General features: G+C 65.0%; 14 protein-coding genes. 3 read left to right on the top strand and 11 right to left on the bottom strand.

The window, feature by feature from the left end; all coding sequences use genetic code 11:
- Positions 1-2 precede the first annotated feature (2 nt).
- The 10 genes from murD to dinB all read right to left on the bottom strand — a co-directional run bounded on the left by murD (position 3) and on the right by dinB (position 12,367).
- Positions 3-1,580: a UDP-N-acetylmuramoyl-L-alanine--D-glutamate ligase gene (gene murD / locus NQJ30_RS03965; RefSeq protein WP_255768440.1), complete on the bottom strand. Its 1,578-nt coding sequence runs from the start codon at positions 1,578-1,580 to the stop codon at positions 3-5.
- Positions 1,562-2,671: a phospho-N-acetylmuramoyl-pentapeptide-transferase gene (mraY, locus tag NQJ30_RS03960; protein ID WP_255768439.1), complete on the bottom strand. Its 1,110-nt coding sequence runs from the start codon at positions 2,669-2,671 to the stop codon at positions 1,562-1,564. Before mraY ends, murD begins: the two co-directional genes overlap by 19 nt.
- A complete protein-coding gene (locus NQJ30_RS03955; RefSeq protein WP_255768438.1) occupies positions 2,668-4,149 on the bottom strand; it encodes a UDP-N-acetylmuramoyl-tripeptide--D-alanyl-D-alanine ligase in 1,482 nt (493 codons plus the stop codon). The genes mraY and NQJ30_RS03955 overlap by 4 nt, the downstream gene beginning before the upstream one ends.
- 6 nt (positions 4,150-4,155) lie before the next feature.
- Positions 4,156-5,793, bottom strand: coding sequence for a UDP-N-acetylmuramoyl-L-alanyl-D-glutamate--2,6-diaminopimelate ligase (locus NQJ30_RS03950; RefSeq protein WP_255768437.1), 1,638 nt, complete (start codon positions 5,791-5,793; stop codon positions 4,156-4,158).
- Between the two features lie 81 nt (positions 5,794-5,874).
- Positions 5,875-7,677, bottom strand: a complete 1,803-nt coding sequence (locus NQJ30_RS03945) for a peptidoglycan D,D-transpeptidase FtsI family protein (RefSeq protein WP_255768436.1) — start codon at positions 7,675-7,677, stop codon at positions 5,875-5,877.
- A gap of 94 nt (positions 7,678-7,771) precedes the next feature.
- Positions 7,772-8,446 (bottom strand): hypothetical protein, encoded by a 675-nt coding sequence (locus NQJ30_RS03940; RefSeq protein ID WP_255768435.1) that lies wholly within the window; start codon positions 8,444-8,446, stop codon positions 7,772-7,774.
- A complete protein-coding gene (gene rsmH, locus NQJ30_RS03935) occupies positions 8,443-9,435 on the bottom strand; it encodes a 16S rRNA (cytosine(1402)-N(4))-methyltransferase RsmH (RefSeq protein WP_255768434.1) in 993 nt (330 codons plus the stop codon). The genes NQJ30_RS03940 and rsmH overlap by 4 nt, the downstream gene beginning before the upstream one ends.
- A gap of 167 nt (positions 9,436-9,602) precedes the next feature.
- A complete protein-coding gene (mraZ, locus tag NQJ30_RS03930) occupies positions 9,603-10,031 on the bottom strand; it encodes a division/cell wall cluster transcriptional repressor MraZ (RefSeq protein WP_190988940.1) in 429 nt (142 codons plus the stop codon).
- Positions 10,032-10,510: 479 nt separating this feature from the next.
- Complete coding sequence (locus tag NQJ30_RS03925; protein WP_255768433.1) at positions 10,511-10,879, bottom strand: DUF3040 domain-containing protein; 369 nt, start codon at positions 10,877-10,879, stop codon at positions 10,511-10,513.
- A 264-nt stretch (positions 10,880-11,143) separates the two neighbouring features.
- Positions 11,144-12,367, bottom strand: coding sequence for a DNA polymerase IV (dinB, locus tag NQJ30_RS03920; protein ID WP_255768432.1), 1,224 nt, complete (start codon positions 12,365-12,367; stop codon positions 11,144-11,146).
- Between the two features lie 74 nt (positions 12,368-12,441).
- On the opposite strand from dinB, the gene NQJ30_RS03915 reads away from it, so the two are divergent.
- Both NQJ30_RS03915 and NQJ30_RS03910 read left to right on the top strand, forming a co-directional pair.
- Positions 12,442-12,969 (top strand): hypothetical protein, encoded by a 528-nt coding sequence (locus tag NQJ30_RS03915; protein ID WP_255768431.1) that lies wholly within the window; start codon positions 12,442-12,444, stop codon positions 12,967-12,969.
- Entirely contained in the window at positions 12,966-14,060 is a 1,095-nt protein-coding gene (locus NQJ30_RS03910; protein WP_255768430.1) for a polyprenyl synthetase family protein, read from the top strand. Before NQJ30_RS03915 ends, NQJ30_RS03910 begins: the two co-directional genes overlap by 4 nt.
- Positions 14,061-14,154: 94 nt before the next feature.
- Here NQJ30_RS03910 and NQJ30_RS03905 read toward each other — a convergent pair whose 3' ends face one another.
- Entirely contained in the window at positions 14,155-14,508 is a 354-nt protein-coding gene (locus NQJ30_RS03905; RefSeq protein WP_255768429.1) for an Rv2175c family DNA-binding protein, read from the bottom strand.
- Positions 14,509-14,769: 261 nt separating this feature from the next.
- Between NQJ30_RS03905 and NQJ30_RS03900 the strand changes: the two genes are divergently transcribed.
- The coding region (locus NQJ30_RS03900) for a LysM peptidoglycan-binding domain-containing protein (protein WP_255768428.1) at positions 14,770-15,381 on the top strand (612 nt) is incomplete at its 3' end.

Below are 15,381 nucleotides of genomic sequence, written 5' to 3'. Positions count from 1 at the left end.
TGTTACTCCTCGCCGGTCTTGGCCTGCCCTTCCACCAGCTCGCGGACAGCTTCGATAAAGGCGTTGCCGCGGTGAGCATAGGAAGAGAACTGATCCATGGAAGCAGCCGCCGGTGCCATCAGGACGGTGTCGCCTGATGCGGCCAGCTGCGCCGCTGACGCAACGGCCCGGCGCATCACGTCGTCTCCGGAAACCGGAGAGCCGGCCGGGATGGCTCCGCCCGTTACGGCAGCCTGCATAGTCTCAGTTTCGCCCGCCGGAGTATGGATCACGGGGACATCCGGCGCGTGTCGCCGCAGGGCGTCCGCCAAGGGATTGGTGTCGAGGCCGATGAGCACCACAGCTTTGAGCCGTGCCGCCTGCGCGCGCACCAGGTCGTCGTAGCTGACCCCCTTGGAGAGTCCCCCTGCGATCCAGACGACATTCTCGAAGGCAGTCAGCGATGCCGCGGCCGCGTGCGGGTTGGTGGCTTTGGAATCATTTACCCAGAGGACACCGTTGAGGCGGGCCACTTGCTGGATCCGGTGGTTGCCGGGCACGTAGTCCTGGATGCCCCGGCGAACCGCCTGCGCGTCCACTCCGTAGGCTCGCACCAGGGCCGCTGCGGCCAGGGCGTTCGCCACCATGTGGCGGGGAGCGATCTGTCCGAGGTCCGTGATCGAGGCGAGCTCCGCGGCGCTGTCCTTGCGCTGCTCAATGAAGGCGCGGTCCACCAGGAGGCCTTCCACCACGCCGAGCATGCTGATGGCCGGGGTGACCGTGGTGAAGCCGACGGCCCGGCAGCCCTCAACCACGTCGGCGTCCTCCACCATTCTTTCGGTTTCGATCTGCTCGGCGTTGTAGATGCACGCCTTCTGCGTCCGCGCGTAGACCTTTGCCTTGTCGGCCAGGTAGGAGTTGTAGGAACCGTGCCAGTCGACGTGGTCTTCGGCCACGTTCAGGCACACGCTGGCCACGGGAGACAGGGATTCAGCCCAGTGCAGCTGGAAGCTGGACAGCTCAACAGCGAAGACGTCGTAGTCAACGGGGTCGCGGAGAGCATCCAGGATGGGTGTGCCCACGTTCCCTACGGCAATGGCCTTCAGTCCTGCGGCCTGCAGCATCGACGCCGTCAGCCCCACCGTGGTGGTCTTGCCGTTCGTACCGGTGATCGTCAGCCAGTCCGCGGTTTTGTGCCCTTCGCGGACGCGCAGCCGCCAGGCAAGTTCGACGTCGCCCCACACAGGGATGTGCGCGCGTGTGGCAGCGGCGAGGAGCGCCTGGTCGGGACGCCAGCCCGGCGAGGTGACGATGAGGTCGGGGAAACTGCCCTCCACCTTCGGAATCCTGCTGACGGCTTCCTCACCGAGGAGAACGTCCACGGCACCGACGATCTTCAGGGTGTCTGCCTGGGCCTTGGCAGTGTCCGTGGTGGCGGCGTCGACCACCACCACGCGGGCGCCGAGTTCAATGAGGGTATCCGCAGCGGCGAACCCCGAGACTCCGATGCCCGTGACCACGACCCGCAGGCCTGCCCAGTCTGAGTCCCAGGTGACAAGGTTTTGCAGGCGGGCGGAAACAGTCACAGGAGCACAACCCATTCAGCGTAGAAGACGCCCAGGCCCACGGCCACAAAGAGCCCGCCCAGGATCCAGAAACGGACCACCACGGTGACTTCGGCCCAGCCTTTAAGTTCGAAGTGGTGTTGCAGCGGTGCCATCTTGAAGACCCTTTTGCCGCCGGTTAGTTTGAAGTAGCCCACCTGGATGATCACCGAGAGGGTAATCAGGACGAACAGGCCGCCAACAATGCCCAGCAGGAGTTCGGTGCGGGACAGGATGGCGAAGCCTGCAATGGCGCCGCCGATGGCCAGGGAGCCGGTATCGCCCATGAAGATTTTGGCGGGTGAGGTGTTCCACCACAGGAAGCCCACCAGGGCAGCACTGAGGATCGCCGCGAGGAGGGCCAGGTCCAGGGGGTCGCGCACGGTGTAGCAGCCGCTGCCGGCTTCACGCGGCGATCCGCAGGCCTGGTTGTTCTGCCAGATTCCCATCAGGGTGTAAGCGCCGAAGACCATAACCGAGGCACCGGCGGCGAGCCCGTCCAGGCCGTCCGTCAGGTTGACGCCGTTGGTCGCCGCCGTCACGATCAGGTTGGACCAGAGGACAAACAGGATGGCGCCCACCACCGTGCCGCCGAAGGCCAGGTCCAGCCACGGAATGTCCCGGACCAGGGAGATCTTTGTGGACGCGGGGGTGAGTCCCTCGGGGTCGGGAAAGTTCAGCGCCAGGATGGCGAAGGCGATGCCTACGGCGGCTTGGAGGATAAGTTTGGCCTTGGCGTCCAGACCGAGGCTGCGCTGGCGCGAGATCTTGATGAAGTCGTCGAGGAAGCCCACCAGCCCCATGCCGACCATCAGGAACAGCAGGATGAGTGCCGATGCCGTTGGGCCGGCGGACGCCGGGTTCATCATCCACATGATCAGGTGGGTCAGTCCATAACTGAGGAGGACTGACCCCACCACCACTGTTCCGCCCATGGTGGGCGTGCCGCGTTTGGTGTGGTGCGACGTGGGTCCGTCATCGCGGATGAATTGGCCGTAGCTCTTGCTGACGAGCAGGCGGATAAACAGAGGAGTCCCCACCAGGGCGAACAGCAGTGCAAGTCCAGCGCCGATCAAAAGTGCAATCACAGCAGCTCGCTCCTTTCTTCGGCAGGTTCCGTGGATTGTGGGGGTAATGCTATCCGATCACCCAAGTGCCGAAGCCCGACGCTGTTGGAGGACTTGAACAGCACCAGATCCCCGGGTTCGAGTTCGGCCTCGAGGAGCGAATAGGCGTCCTCGGCTGTTTCGACAAACACGCATTCGTCGCCCCAGGAGCCTTCCTGGACGGCGGAAACGTAGAGGGCCCTGGCCTCGCGGCCCACAACCACCAGCCGCGAAATATTCAGCCGCACCACCTGGGTTCCCACGGCGGTGTGCTCGCGGATGGAGTCGGGCCCCAGCTCAAGCATGGCTCCCAGCACGGCCCAGGTGCGGCGACCGCGGCCCAGATCGGCCAACGTCCGCAGGGCAGCGCGCATGGACTCCGGATTGGCGTTGTAGGCGTCATTGATGACCGTGACGCCGTCGGCCCGTTCGGTGCGTTCCATCCGCCAGCGGCTGGCGGGTGTCTGGGCGTTGAGGGACGCAACGATGGCTTCCCCGGCTACACCGGCCGCGTGCGCGGCCGCTGCGGCGGCCAGGAGGTTGCCCGTATGGTGGGCGCCGATCAGGCCGCTGCTCACGTGCAGGCCTGTTTCAGCGCCGGTCAGGTCAGCACCGGGGAGGACAAGGTCGAATTCCGGGTGGCCGAAGGCGTTTGTGTCCGGGTTGACGGCCCGCACGGCCGCTTCAGGGCGGTCCTCGGCCGAGAATCCAAGGACGGTCGCCACCGTGCGGGGCTGCATGCCCGCGACGCGGTCGTCGTCAAGGTTGAGGATGGCCGTGCCCGAGGCCGTCAGCGCCTCCACCAGTTCGCCCTTGGCAAGCACAATGTTTTCGACGCCGCCGAACTCCCCCGCGTGGGCTGTGCCGACGCACAGGACAACCCCGATGTCCGGCTTGACCATGTCGGCCAGGTAGCGGATGTGCCCGATGCCGGTGGCACCCATTTCGATCACGAGGTAGCGCGTCTCCGGCGTGGCGCGGAAGACCGTCAGCGGCACGCCCACTTCGCCGTTGTAGGAGCCCTGCGGCGCCACGGTGTTGCCCTGTGTGGTGAGGATCCCTGCGAGGAGGTCCTTCGTGGTGGTCTTCCCTGCCGAGCCCGTGATACCGACGACGGTCAGGGTTTCGCCGGCCGCGGCGCGGGCGGCACGGAGCCGGCGGACGGCTTCTGCAGCCAGCGCGCCCATGGCCAACACTGCGTCCTGGACCAGGACTGCGGGATAGTCCACGCCGTCGGGCCCGGCAACAGGACGCTCCGCGAGGGCCAGCACGGCCCCTTGGTTGAAGGCGGCTGCGACGAAGTCGTGCCCGTCCGCGTGCTCGCCGGGTTTTGCGACGTAGAGCGCCCCGGGGATCGCATCGCGCGAATCAGTGACCACCGATTGCGGGGTGACCCCCGGGTCGGCGTCCAGGCGGCCGTTTGTGATTTCGGCGATTTCCGCCGCAGTAAATGCAATCATCTCGGTCTAGGACTCTATCCGCTCGTCTTGGAGAACCGTGAATCCCCTGGCTGTCAAGGCGTTCCGGAGTTCCACCCGGTCATCGAGGGCCAGGTTGACGCCTTTCACCTCTTGCCAGACCTCATGTCCCCGGCCGGCCACCAGGATGGTGTCCTGGAGCCGGGCCAGCTCGACGGCACGTTTGATGGCGGCATCACGGGGATGGATTTCCTCGATGACGCAGTCAAGACTTTCCTCTTCCCGGGCGGCGCGGGCCCCGGCGAGGACATCCGCCCTGATGCTGGCCGCATCTTCATCATGGGGGTCGTCATCCGTGATGATGACAACGTCAGCGAGCCGGGCGGCCACAGCCCCCATGGCCGGCCGTTTCCCCTGGTCCCGCTGTCCGGTGGCACCGAAGACCACGATCACCCGGGATCCCGGAACCGGTGAACGGACAGCCTCGAGCGCACGGGCCAGCGCGTCGGTGTTGTGGGCAAAATCGACGACGGCGGCCGGTCCCTCGGAGATTAGCTGCATGCGGCCCGGTACGGCCACGGTGAAGGGATCGTGGTTTGCCAGGGCGGCCTGGACAGCGGCGGTGTCCGCACCGCCGGCCAGGACCATCACGGTGGCCAGCGCCGCGTTGGCGACGTTGAAGGCGCCGGGCAGGCCTGTGTGGACCTGCAGCCGCGCGTCCCCGGGACCGCTGAGCGTGAACTCGGTACCAAGCCCGCGGGCTTGGGTGGCGGTGACGGTCCAGTCAGCGGGACCGCTGCCGGTGGTGGTTGCGAGGGTGATGACCGGGATCCCGGCCGCAGCTGCGAGCCTGCGTCCCCACTCGTCGTCGACCGTCACCACAGCCGCACGGGAGCGGCGGGAGGTAAAGAGTTCCGCTTTGGTGGCGAAGTATTCGTCCATGGTGCCGTGCAGGTCCAGGTGGTCCTGGGTCAGGTTGGTGAACCCGGCGACGTCGAAGACCACCCCGTCGACGCGCTGGAAGGAAATGGCGTGGGAGGACACCTCCATGGAGGCGGCGTCAAGGCCCCGCTCCCGCATGAGCGCCAGCAGGCCGTGAACGTCCGTCGACTCAGGCGTGGTGAGGAGGCTGGGAATGGGGTCACCCCCGGCGAGGATTTCGATTGTTCCGATCAGGCCGGTCCGTTGTCCCAGTGCGCGGAGGAGCGCATTGATGAAGTACGTCGTGGTGGTCTTGCCGTTCGTTCCGGTCACTCCGAACAGGTGCGGAGGGTGGCCTGCGGGCGGCTGGCTCCGGTAGATCATGGCGGACAGGGGACCCACCACGTTGCGCGGACCGTCCACCACGAGCACAGGCACCGAAGCGTCGGCCGACAAAGCCAGCAGGCGGGCCCCGGCGTCGTCGGTCAGGACCGCCACTGCACCCCGTTCCACCGCCTGGTGGGCAAAGTCGGCCCCATGGCGGGAAGCACCCGGGAGCGCTACGTAGAGGTCGCCGGGTTCCACCGTGCGTGAATTAAGCGAGATTCCTGTGACACCCACTGCGGCCGAGACACCCGGGACCGGCACTCCAACGGCTTCCCCGATGCTGTCCAGGTGGACGGCAGCCACCGCCGTCGGCCTGAACCGGGCGGCCGACTCCCCTGCGGCCCCGGTGGTGCTGCCTGGTGTGTTCTGCTCTGACAAAGAAAATCTCCGATGGTGCTAGTGGATCAAACCCGCGCGAAGAGAACCCCGGTGCGGGCGGCGAAGTGTGACTGCCTGGCATTACTTGGCGAACTGCGCCAGCCTTGCCGGCTCGCCGGTGGACGGCTGCACGTTGAAGGTGCGCAATGTTTGGCTCATGACCGACCGGAAGACCGGACCATTGGTGATGCCGTAAATGCTGCCCTTGGGACGCTGCAGGACCACCTCCACAATAAACCGCGGATCATCCATCGGCGCCATCCCCACCATGGAGGCCGTGTAGCCGCAGAAGCCGGACTTGCCGTCGTCGCACGGAGACTCTGATGTTCCGGTCTTGGCGCCAACACGGTAGCCGTCAATGGCGGCGTCCTTGATCTGGCCCTCGGTCACAGCGCTTTCCAGGATGTCCCGGACCTGCCGGGCGGTGTTGTCCGAGACCACCTGCCGTGTCGGCTGCGGGGCGACTTTTTCCTCGGTGCCGTCTGCTGAAACGTATGAGTCGATCAGGCGGGGCTGAAGCATCACGCCGTTGTTGGCGATGGTCTGGAAGGCGCGGACCGTCTGCAGTGTGGACTGGGAGACGCCCTGGCCGAAGAGCACCGTGTACTGCTGGCGGCTGTCCCACTGGTCCGCCGGCGCGAGGATGCCGGACGCGGTGGCAGGGAGTCCGATGTCCGGCGCCTCTCCTATGCCGAACTTCCGCAGCCAGTCGTAGCGCTGCTCCTTGGTCAGGCGGGAGCCGGCCGCAACGGTTCCCGTGTTCATGGAGTAACCCAGGATGCCGGCAAGCGTGCGTTCCTCGGTCCCGTGGGTGAAGGCGTCCGTGAAGGTCTGGCCGTCAATTGTGTACGACGGCGGGAGCGTGAAGGTGTCCAGGGGGCTGGATTTTCCCTCATCGATGAGCGCCGAGGCAGTGATCATCTTCTGCACGGACCCCGGCTCGTAGGCTGCCGTCACGGTGCGGACCCCGCGGTCCTTGGCGGCCACCCGGCCGGGATCATTCGGGTCAGGCGAATTGGTGTCGGCCATGGCCACAATGTTCCCCGTCTTGACATCCATGACCAGGATGCTGCCCCACTCCGCACCGAGTTTGTCGCTCTGGCTTTGGATGGCCTGCTGGGCGAAGTACTGAAGGTCCGAGTTCAGCGTGAGTTTGACGTTCTTGCCGTCTTTCGGCGGCGTCAGTTCATCCACACCCACGGGGATCCTGAGGCCGTCGGCACCGATTTCGAAGAGCCGTTTGCCGTCTTCGCCGCGCAGCAGGCCGTCCTGGGTCTGCTCGATTCCGGCCGTACCGGTGGTGCCGTCCTGCAGGAACCCGATGATGCCGCCGGCCACGGAGCCGTTCGGGTAGACGCGCTTGCTGACGCCCACAGTGTCCACGCCCGGGATACTGAGCTTCGAGACTTTGAGCTCGACGTCCGGTTTCAGGTCCTTGGCCACGATGTAGTACCGCTGTTTGCCGGTGACGGCTTCGCGGATGGCATCCTGGCTCATGCCCAGGACCGAGGCCAGTTCGGTCAGCCCCTGCTCGCGGCTGACGTCCACGAGCTTGTCTTTGCCATCGACTTTTTCGAAGCGCTTAAAGGTCTCGGTTTTGGTATTGACGGTCTGGTCCACCACCACGTTGTACCGGATCACACTGTTGGCGAGGACTGTGCCGTTGGCGTCCAGGATGCTGCCGCGCTCTGCGGGCAGGGTGGTTTCGCGCATGCGGTAGTCAAGGGCGGCCGCAGCCATCCCCCCGATGTCCAAGCCCTGGACCATAAAGAGCTTGCCGCCCACCACCAACAGCAGCGTGAGCATGACCCCCAGGCCGAGGCGCAACCGCTTGGTGGCGTTCGGCGCCTTGACATCCCTTGCGTTGCCGGTCGTCTGCGCCACCGTAATCCCTTGCTGCTCGCCTTGATGCCTGCTGCGGTGCCCGGCCGGACACCTGGCCTTCCTGCCTGACCGGCTGCTTTTCAGCGGCCGCCAGTTACTGCCCCGGCACCTTCTGCTCCGGCGCCGGGACCGAACCGCCGTGGAGATCGACGGCCGGTACCGGAGGTGCCGGGGCCGCCGTCGGCGCTGCAGCGGGTGCCGCCGCAGCTGCTGCGGCAGCCGCAGCAGCATCTTCAGTGGCGGGTTTGCGGCTCGCGGACGGTTCGGAGGCTGTCACCGGCGGAACGACGGTCAGCACCCCGGCGACTGCCGGCGCCGGAATGACGGCTCCGGCAGCGGCGCCCTTCACGGCAGGTGTTGCCTTGCCCGTGACGGTCAGGGTGGAGAGGTCGATCTGTCCCTTGACGGTGGAAGCTACCATTCCCAAGTCTGTAGCCTTGGCGGCGAGATTCTGGGGAGCTTCGAAGTTCTGGAGCTGCTGTGTCAGATCCTGGTTCTGCTTGGTGAGCGTGCTCTGCTTGCTCCTGAGTTCCACAAGCTGGTACTGGGAGGTGGACACCGAGATATTGAGGACCAGCACGGCCACCAGGGCCACGGCCAGCAGGGCGAAGCACATGACCACAAACGGGGCACGGCGTTTCTTGGGCGCGGAGCGCACCACGGAAAGCGGTGTGCGTTCCTTGCGGCCCGGCCCGGCAGGCTGGGTCCTGAGGGCAGGCGCGCTGCTGCCGGAGAGGACCGGGAAGTTCTTGACAGCGGCGGTGCTCATGCTTCTCTCCTGGCTCGGATGCGTTCCACGGCGCGCAGCCTGGCGGAAGCTGCGCGGGGGTTTTCGGCGATTTCGACGGCGGTGGGTACCTCAGTGCCCTTGGTCAGGGTTTTGAGGGCTGGTTTGTGTTCTTCCAGTTCCACCGGGAATCCAAGCGGAGCCGAGGATTTGGAGCCGGCCTGGAAGACGGACTTCACGATCTTGTCCTCGAGGGAGTGGTAGGACATCACCACGATGCGTCCGCCCAGGGCCAGGGCTTCCACGGCCGCGGGAATTGCCCGTTCCAGCACGTCGAGTTCCTCGTTGACCTCGATCCGCAGAGCCTGGAAGGTCCGTTTCGCCGGATGGCCGCCGGATTTGGCAGCACCGGCGGGAACCACCGAGCGGATCTGCTCCACGAGTTCGCCGGTGGTGGTGAACGGTTCGAGGGCCCGTGCGGCCACGATCCTGTTGGCGATCCGGCCGGCGAACTTCTCCTCGCCCCACTTCCGGATGATCCGGACCAGGTCCTCTTCGCTGTAGTTGTTGACCACATCCGCCGCCGTCTGTCCGCGGCTGGTGTCCATCCGCATGTCCAGGGGCGCGTCGAACGAGTAGGCGAAACCGCGTTCACGCTCGTCGAGCTGGAGTGATGAAACCCCGAGATCCATCAGGATGCCGTGGACCTCGTCCACGCCGAGGTCCTCGAGGACGTCGGCAATTTCGTCGTAGACGGCGTGCACCAGGTCCGTGCGGTCAGCGAAACGGGCCAGCCGCTCCCCCGCCAGCGCCAGGGCCTCTTCGTCGCGGTCGATGCCGATCAGGTGGAGGTCCGGGAAACGCTCCAGCATCGCTTCGGAATGACCGCCCATGCCCAGCGTCGCGTCAATCGCGATGGGAGTTTCGCCCCGGAGGCGCGCCGCCTCGAAACCTGGCGCCAACAAATTGATGCACCGGTCCTTGAGGACCGGCACATGGCGTTCGGACGTCGGCTTCGGGTGGTCATTCATGCCTTCGTCCTCTCAGTCGGCGGGTATCCGGGATGCTTCTTAAGCCAGATCCCCATCCGCGCCTATCGTCCTGTCCGCCTGGCTCCGGGGAAGTGAGCCAGGTTGACTGCGCCGATGGGCGGCTGGAGATCTCGTTCAAGAAGCGGTCTGCAGTGCCGTTCAGGTGATTAGAGAATCCCCGGAATGGCGTCGTCGGTTTCAGAGAAAGCGGTTTCCTTCTCTGCCAGGTACTCGTTCCACGCCTGGGCGTCCCAGATCTCGGCGCGGGTTCCTGCGCCAATGACGGCCAGTTCCCTGCCGAGGCCTGCGTACTCCCGGAGCGCCGCCGGAATGGTCACGCGCCCCTGCTTGTCAGGTACCTCGTCCGAGGCTCCAGAGAGAAAGACACGAATGTAATCACGGGCCTGCTTGGAGGAGATGGGCGCCTCCCGCATTTGCTCGTGGACCCTCGCAAATTCCTGCTCACTGAAGACGTAGATACAACGCTCCTGGCCCCGTGTGAGAACCAGCCCGGCGGCAAGTTCCTCGCGGAACTTGGCGGGGAGGATAATTCGTCCCTTTTCGTCCAAACGCGGCGAGTGCGTGCCAAGAAACACTGGCCCACCGCCTGTCTGCCGTCAGGAACTGCACATCCCCTAATGTTGCAACTACCCTCTTATGTCCTCCACATTACTCCACTTTCCCCCACAGTCAATGCAAAATGGGCTCCTTCGGCCCCCTTTTGCTGAACTTTTCCGCCACCTGGCGCGGAACCGCGCGGTGGATGGAAGTGGAGGGCCCGGGGAGCGAAAATGCGCCTGCCTGAAGGCGAGCGGCCGACGGCGGTCCGCGCCGCCGTCGCGCCCTCCCCTGCGGCGTCCCCAACCGCCGTCGGGCCCTCCCCCAAGTGCGCACTCCCCCAAGTAGGTAGCAGCAGGTGTCGTTAAAAGGCCTCAGACGAACATCTGCTGCTACCCACTTGGGCGGCTGGTGCTGCCGTTAAACGCCGAAGACCCGCCGGAGCGGGTCTTCGGTGGCGGCCCCACCCAGCAACAGGAGCCGGGTGGGAGAGAAGTGGAGCGGTTGGAGGCGGGCCTTAGGAGTCGTCGCGGCGACGCTCGTCCCAACGCTCCTCGAGGCTGGACATAAAGGAACTCCGCGGCTTCCCGGACTTGCCGGCGGCGGAGGCCGCCTTGGAGCCGGACGCGTTGCGCATGGTGGCGAAGTAGACGCCGCCGCCCATAACCACAAAGCCCAGGACGCCAACAATGATGATCTGAGTGGTAACGCCAACCAGGAGCAGCGCGATGCCCGCCAAAGCGGCAAGGACACCGATGACAAGGTGCCGGGTGGACCATGTACGTCCAGGATCCGATCCCATGCTGTTTGCGAACTTCGGATCGTCCTCGTGCAGCTGCTTCTCCAGCTGCTCGAGCAGCTTCTGTTCGTGCTCCGAGAGCGGCATCACGACCTCCTTATGTAGGCCAACGTCCGGGCTGGTCCCATCCCGTACTCCTGCTCCAATAACGACCCACATGCCCTGGAGGTTCCCAACCGCCAACGGTGGCGGATTGCGAACACCGGCATGAGGGTGATTGGAACGGCAGCGCGTCCAAGAAGTCCGGCAGTAACTGAAAACTATGTACATATAAGGATAGTTTGTCGGAGCCTGTTCTGAAAGACGGCCATCCCCCTCCCCGGCGCCATGAAAGCGGTCCCGAAATGCCTCTCAGCGCTGGCCGCCGGGGTCCAGCAGACTGGCGGGCAGGACCGATTTGTTGCCGAACTTCCGGCTGACCTGGTCCAGTGCCTGTTCAGCGGCGCGCCAGTTGTCATCCCTGCGGTCAAAGCTCAGCTGCAGCGAGGTTTGGGCAGCCTCTTCCAGCTGCTCCGCCCGGATTCCGACCAGCCGCACGGTCATGGGGCGAGGCCCCAGGGATTCCAGGAGCTGAAGTGCCACCCCATGGATCAGCTGTGCACTGTCCACGGGTGTATGCACCGTGCGACTCCTGGTTATGGTCGAGAAATCGGCGTAGCGCAGCTTCAACGCCACCGTCCGTGCCACAGTTCCTGAACTCCGCAAGCGGCCGGCAGTGCGATGAGCCAGCCGCAGCAACTCGCGGCTGATGATGGCATTGTCCGCGGTGTCCACAGCGAAGGTCTCCTCCGCGCCGATGCTCTTTTCCAGCCGCACCGGGGTCACTGGTCGCGGGTCGATACCCCACGAGAGCCGGTGGACGTGCTCACCAGTGGCGCCGAGCACTTTCCTTAGGGAAGCCACAGGCGTGGCTGCCACATCCGCCACCGTCCGGATGCCCATCCGGGCCAGCACGTCTGCGGTCTTGGCCCCGATTCCCCACAAAGCCCCAACCGGCAGGCTGTGGAGGTAGGCCACCGTCTCATCCGGCCCGATCAGCAACAGGCCATCCGGTTTGCAGCGCGTGGACGCAATCTTGGCCACGAACTTGCTGGCTGCTATCCCAACGGACGCCGTGATGCCCAGCTCGGCAGCAACGCGGCGTCGCACCAGTTCGCCGATTTCACGCGGGGGCCCCAGCCGCCTGATGGCACCTCCCACGTCCAGGAAGGCTTCATCAACGCTGAGCGGCTCCACGAGGTCCGTGATCGACTGGAAGATTTCCATCAGCTGGGCGGACACTTCGTAGTACAACTTATGGCGCGGCTCGATGATGACCGCCTGGGGGCACATCCGGGCTGCCACCACCATGGGCATGGCGGATTTCACGCCGAACGCACGGGCCTCATACGAGGCTGACAGGACCACGGAGCGGTCCGCCGGGAATCCCACAATGACGGGCTTCCCACGGAGTTCCGGCCGGGTCCGCAGCTCAACTGACACGAAAAACGCGTCCATGTCCACGTGCATGATGCAGTTGCGCCGGAGCTCGCGAAGGCCCGCTTCGGTGTACTGGTTATTCCGCTCAGGCCCCACGAAGGCAATTCTATCTGCAGGTACTGACTAAACTGGAGGCTGAGCCCGGCATCAACCCCAGGAGGAAAGTCCCTGTGACGGTCACGAAAAATCTTAAGCCAACAGGATTAGCGGTCCTCGCCGCCGGCGCAATGCTGGCCCTTGCCGCCTGCAGTCCCGCGGCCCCCGACGTGACCTCATCGTCTGCCGGCACGTCCGCTGCCGCGTCCAGCACGTCTACCGTCACGGCATCGGCGAGCCCGACGCCGTCACCCGGAACCTCTGCCACGGTGGGAAAGATCGTGGAAGGATTTCCCGAATCGCTGATACCCGTGATGCCCGGCGCCACGGTGATTTCCAGCAGCCTGGATAAGGCCAAACAGCCCGCCACCGCGGCTCTGGTTGCGAGCATCACCGCTCCCACCGCCGCGGTCATGGACTTCTACACCAAACACCTTGAGGGCCAGGGGTTCAAAGCCGTGCCCGGAGATGCGGTGGGAACGGTGGCTTCCAAGGATTTCGTCCGGAACGACAATGAGACCGTCAACGTTGCGGTAGTCGAGGCGGCCGGCGTTTCGACGTTCACCATCGGCGCCAACGTGGCAGTTGAGTCAGCCAAGTGACGGTTTCGGAGCAGCTAAGGCTTGAGCAGACCGCCTTCGTCGCCGCAGTTGCCGGCGAACTGACAGATTTCCTCACTACGCGGCAGTCCCTCGTCGCCGGGATTTCGCCGGACATCGAACCGCTCATGGGGTCAATTTCCAACCTTGTGACCGGTGGCAAGAGGCTCCGGGCCCTCATGTGCTACTGGGGTTGGCGGGCCGCCGGCGGCGAACCCGAGGCCAGGGAAATCGTCACGGCGGGGTCCGCGCTGGAACTGTTCCAGGCGGCCGCCCTCATCCATGACGACATCATTGACCGTTCGGACACCCGCAGGGGTGGCCCCAGCGTGCACCGCCGCTTCAGCCAGTTGCACGACGACCAGGGCTGGGCCCTGGACAGCGAACGGTTCGGACACGCGGCGGCCATCCTGACCGGGGACATGTGCCTGTCCTTCAGTGAAGAGGCCTTCACTGATATCGGCGGCCAGGCGGCGTCCGGAAGCAGGGCGCGGCTGATCTTCAACCTCATGCGCACCGAGGTGATGGCCGGCCAATACCTGGACATCCTCGAAGAAGTCGCCGGCCCCGTCCGGGACCGGGCCGGGGCTGTGACACGGGCCCAGTCGATCATCCGGTTCAAGTCCGCGAAGTATTCCACCGAACATCCGTTGGCGCTCGGCGGCGCCCTGGCCGGCGCCTCGGATGACCTTCTCCGCGGCTATTCGGCCTTTGCCCTGCCACTGGGTGAGGCGTTCCAGCTCCGTGACGACGTTCTGGGCGTCTTCGGCGACCCCGTCACCACCGGCAAGCCTGCCGGGGACGATCTCCGCGAAGGCAAAAGGACCGTGCTGATAGCCCTCGCGCTGGAACAGGCGTCGGCACCGGAATCTGCGTTTATTGATTCAAGGCTCGGGAGTCCGGACCTGGATGATGCAGACGTTGCCGAGATCCGCCGGATTATTGAAGAATCCGGCGCGCTGCAGGCCACCGAACTGCTGATCGACCAATACGGCGCGGCTGCGTATGAGGCCCTGGACGGGCTGCCGCTCGACGAACTGCCTAAGACGGCCCTGCGACGGCTGGCCGAAGCCACTGTGAGCCGCGCCGCCTGACTCCTGCTTCGGGAAGGGCCGCGCCACGCGGAGCCATCACGGCGCCGGGACCCGGCAGCGCTGACTCATTCCAGCGCGGCCGGGATCCCCAGCATTACCAGGCGAGAGTCTGCGCCCTGCGCCTGATTTCGGTTTTTCGGCCTTCCCGGAGGGCATCGATTGGCCGGCCGCGCAGGGAATCATCAGCGGTGAACAGCCACACAATAAGGTCCTCGTCCGAATAGCCGGCATCGGCCAGGACCACAATGGTTCCGCGCAGGCTATCGACAACCTGTCCGTCCTGAATGAATGCTGCCGGAACGGACCGAATCCGCCGTTCCCCCACGCGCAGCGCCGCCAGCGCACGTTCATCAATAAGGCTGTGGACTTTCGTAATCGAAACGTCCAACAACTCCGCGACATCAGGCAGGGGCAGCCACTCGCCCACAAGGCTTTCTACGTTACTCACGGATCAAGGTTGCCACGACCGAAGCCTTGCCGCCTAGTCGTCTGGCAGCGCATGCAGGGGGAATCGGCCGACACTCCGGAAAAGGGCATATACCGGACCGCGCCACTTCTTGTGCTATGGGAAAATTCGTGAGAGATTCACATAGATCACATTTGTAACAGCAATAACTTAAGTAACACTAGTATCAATAGTCACACGTATTACCGTTCCGGCAATTACAGCATCACCGTCCCCCGGCAGTTAAAGAAGAGGATTCTTTCCATGACGACGTCCCGCTCGCCAAAACTGGCTCCCCGGCCGAGTCTGCCCATCATTGCGGCCACCACAGCGGCGCTTCCAGCGGTTGTGTTGTCGTCCCTGGCCATTGCCCAACCGGCCTCGGCTGAGGCACCTGCCCGGGCCATCCCGGCAACACTTGCGGCAGCCATGAAAGCCCAGGCTGCGGAAGCCAGGGCAGCAATCATTCCGGCGGCTTCAGTTTCCTCGAGCATTCCGGCGTCCTTCAAGCCGGCCCAGCCATCCGCCCCGGCCGAATACACCATTGCCCGCGGTGACACCATCAGCGCCATCGCCGGGAAGTTCGGCCTGAACACCGGCGAAGTCCTGGCCTTGAATAACCTTCAGCCGAATACGATCATTTACCCCGGCCAGAAGATTAAGTTGACCGGGTCGGCCTCAGCTCCGGCGGCACCGGCCCCTGCTGCAGCCCCGGCCGCCCCGGCGCTGGCCAGCACCGGCGGCAGCTACACCGTGAAGTCCGGGGATACGCTCGGCGCCATCGCGGCCCGCCACAATGTCAGCCTCTCCGACATCTTCAGCTGGAATGGCCTGAACATGCGCTCCATCATCTACCCGGGCCAGAAGGTCAAGGTT

The sequence above is a fragment of the Pseudarthrobacter sulfonivorans genome (assembly GCF_024391045.1).
In the GTDB taxonomy this organism is placed as follows: Bacteria; Actinomycetota; Actinomycetes; order Actinomycetales; family Micrococcaceae; genus Arthrobacter; species Arthrobacter sulfonivorans_B.
The sequence above is the reverse complement of the archived record's forward strand: the minus strand, read 5'-3'. Positions and strand labels throughout refer to the sequence as shown.

Bases quoted from the DNA above. Each gene is read 5' to 3' on its own strand.
- NQJ30_RS03940 (WP_255768435.1), bottom strand. From the start codon at position 8,446: ATGAGCACCGCCGCTGTCAAGAACTTCCCGGTCCTCTCCGGCAGCAGC.
- rsmH (WP_255768434.1), bottom strand. From the start codon at position 9,435: ATGAATGACCACCCGAAGCCGACGTCCGAACGCCATGTGCCGGTCCTC.
- murD (WP_255768440.1), bottom strand. From the start codon at position 1,580: ATGGGTTGTGCTCCTGTGACTGTTTCCGCCCGCCTGCAAAACCTTGTC.
- NQJ30_RS03925 (WP_255768433.1), bottom strand. From the start codon at position 10,879: ATGCCGCTCTCGGAGCACGAACAGAAGCTGCTCGAGCAGCTGGAGAAG.
- NQJ30_RS03955 (WP_255768438.1), bottom strand. From the start codon at position 4,149: ATGATTGCATTTACTGCGGCGGAAATCGCCGAAATCACAAACGGCCGC.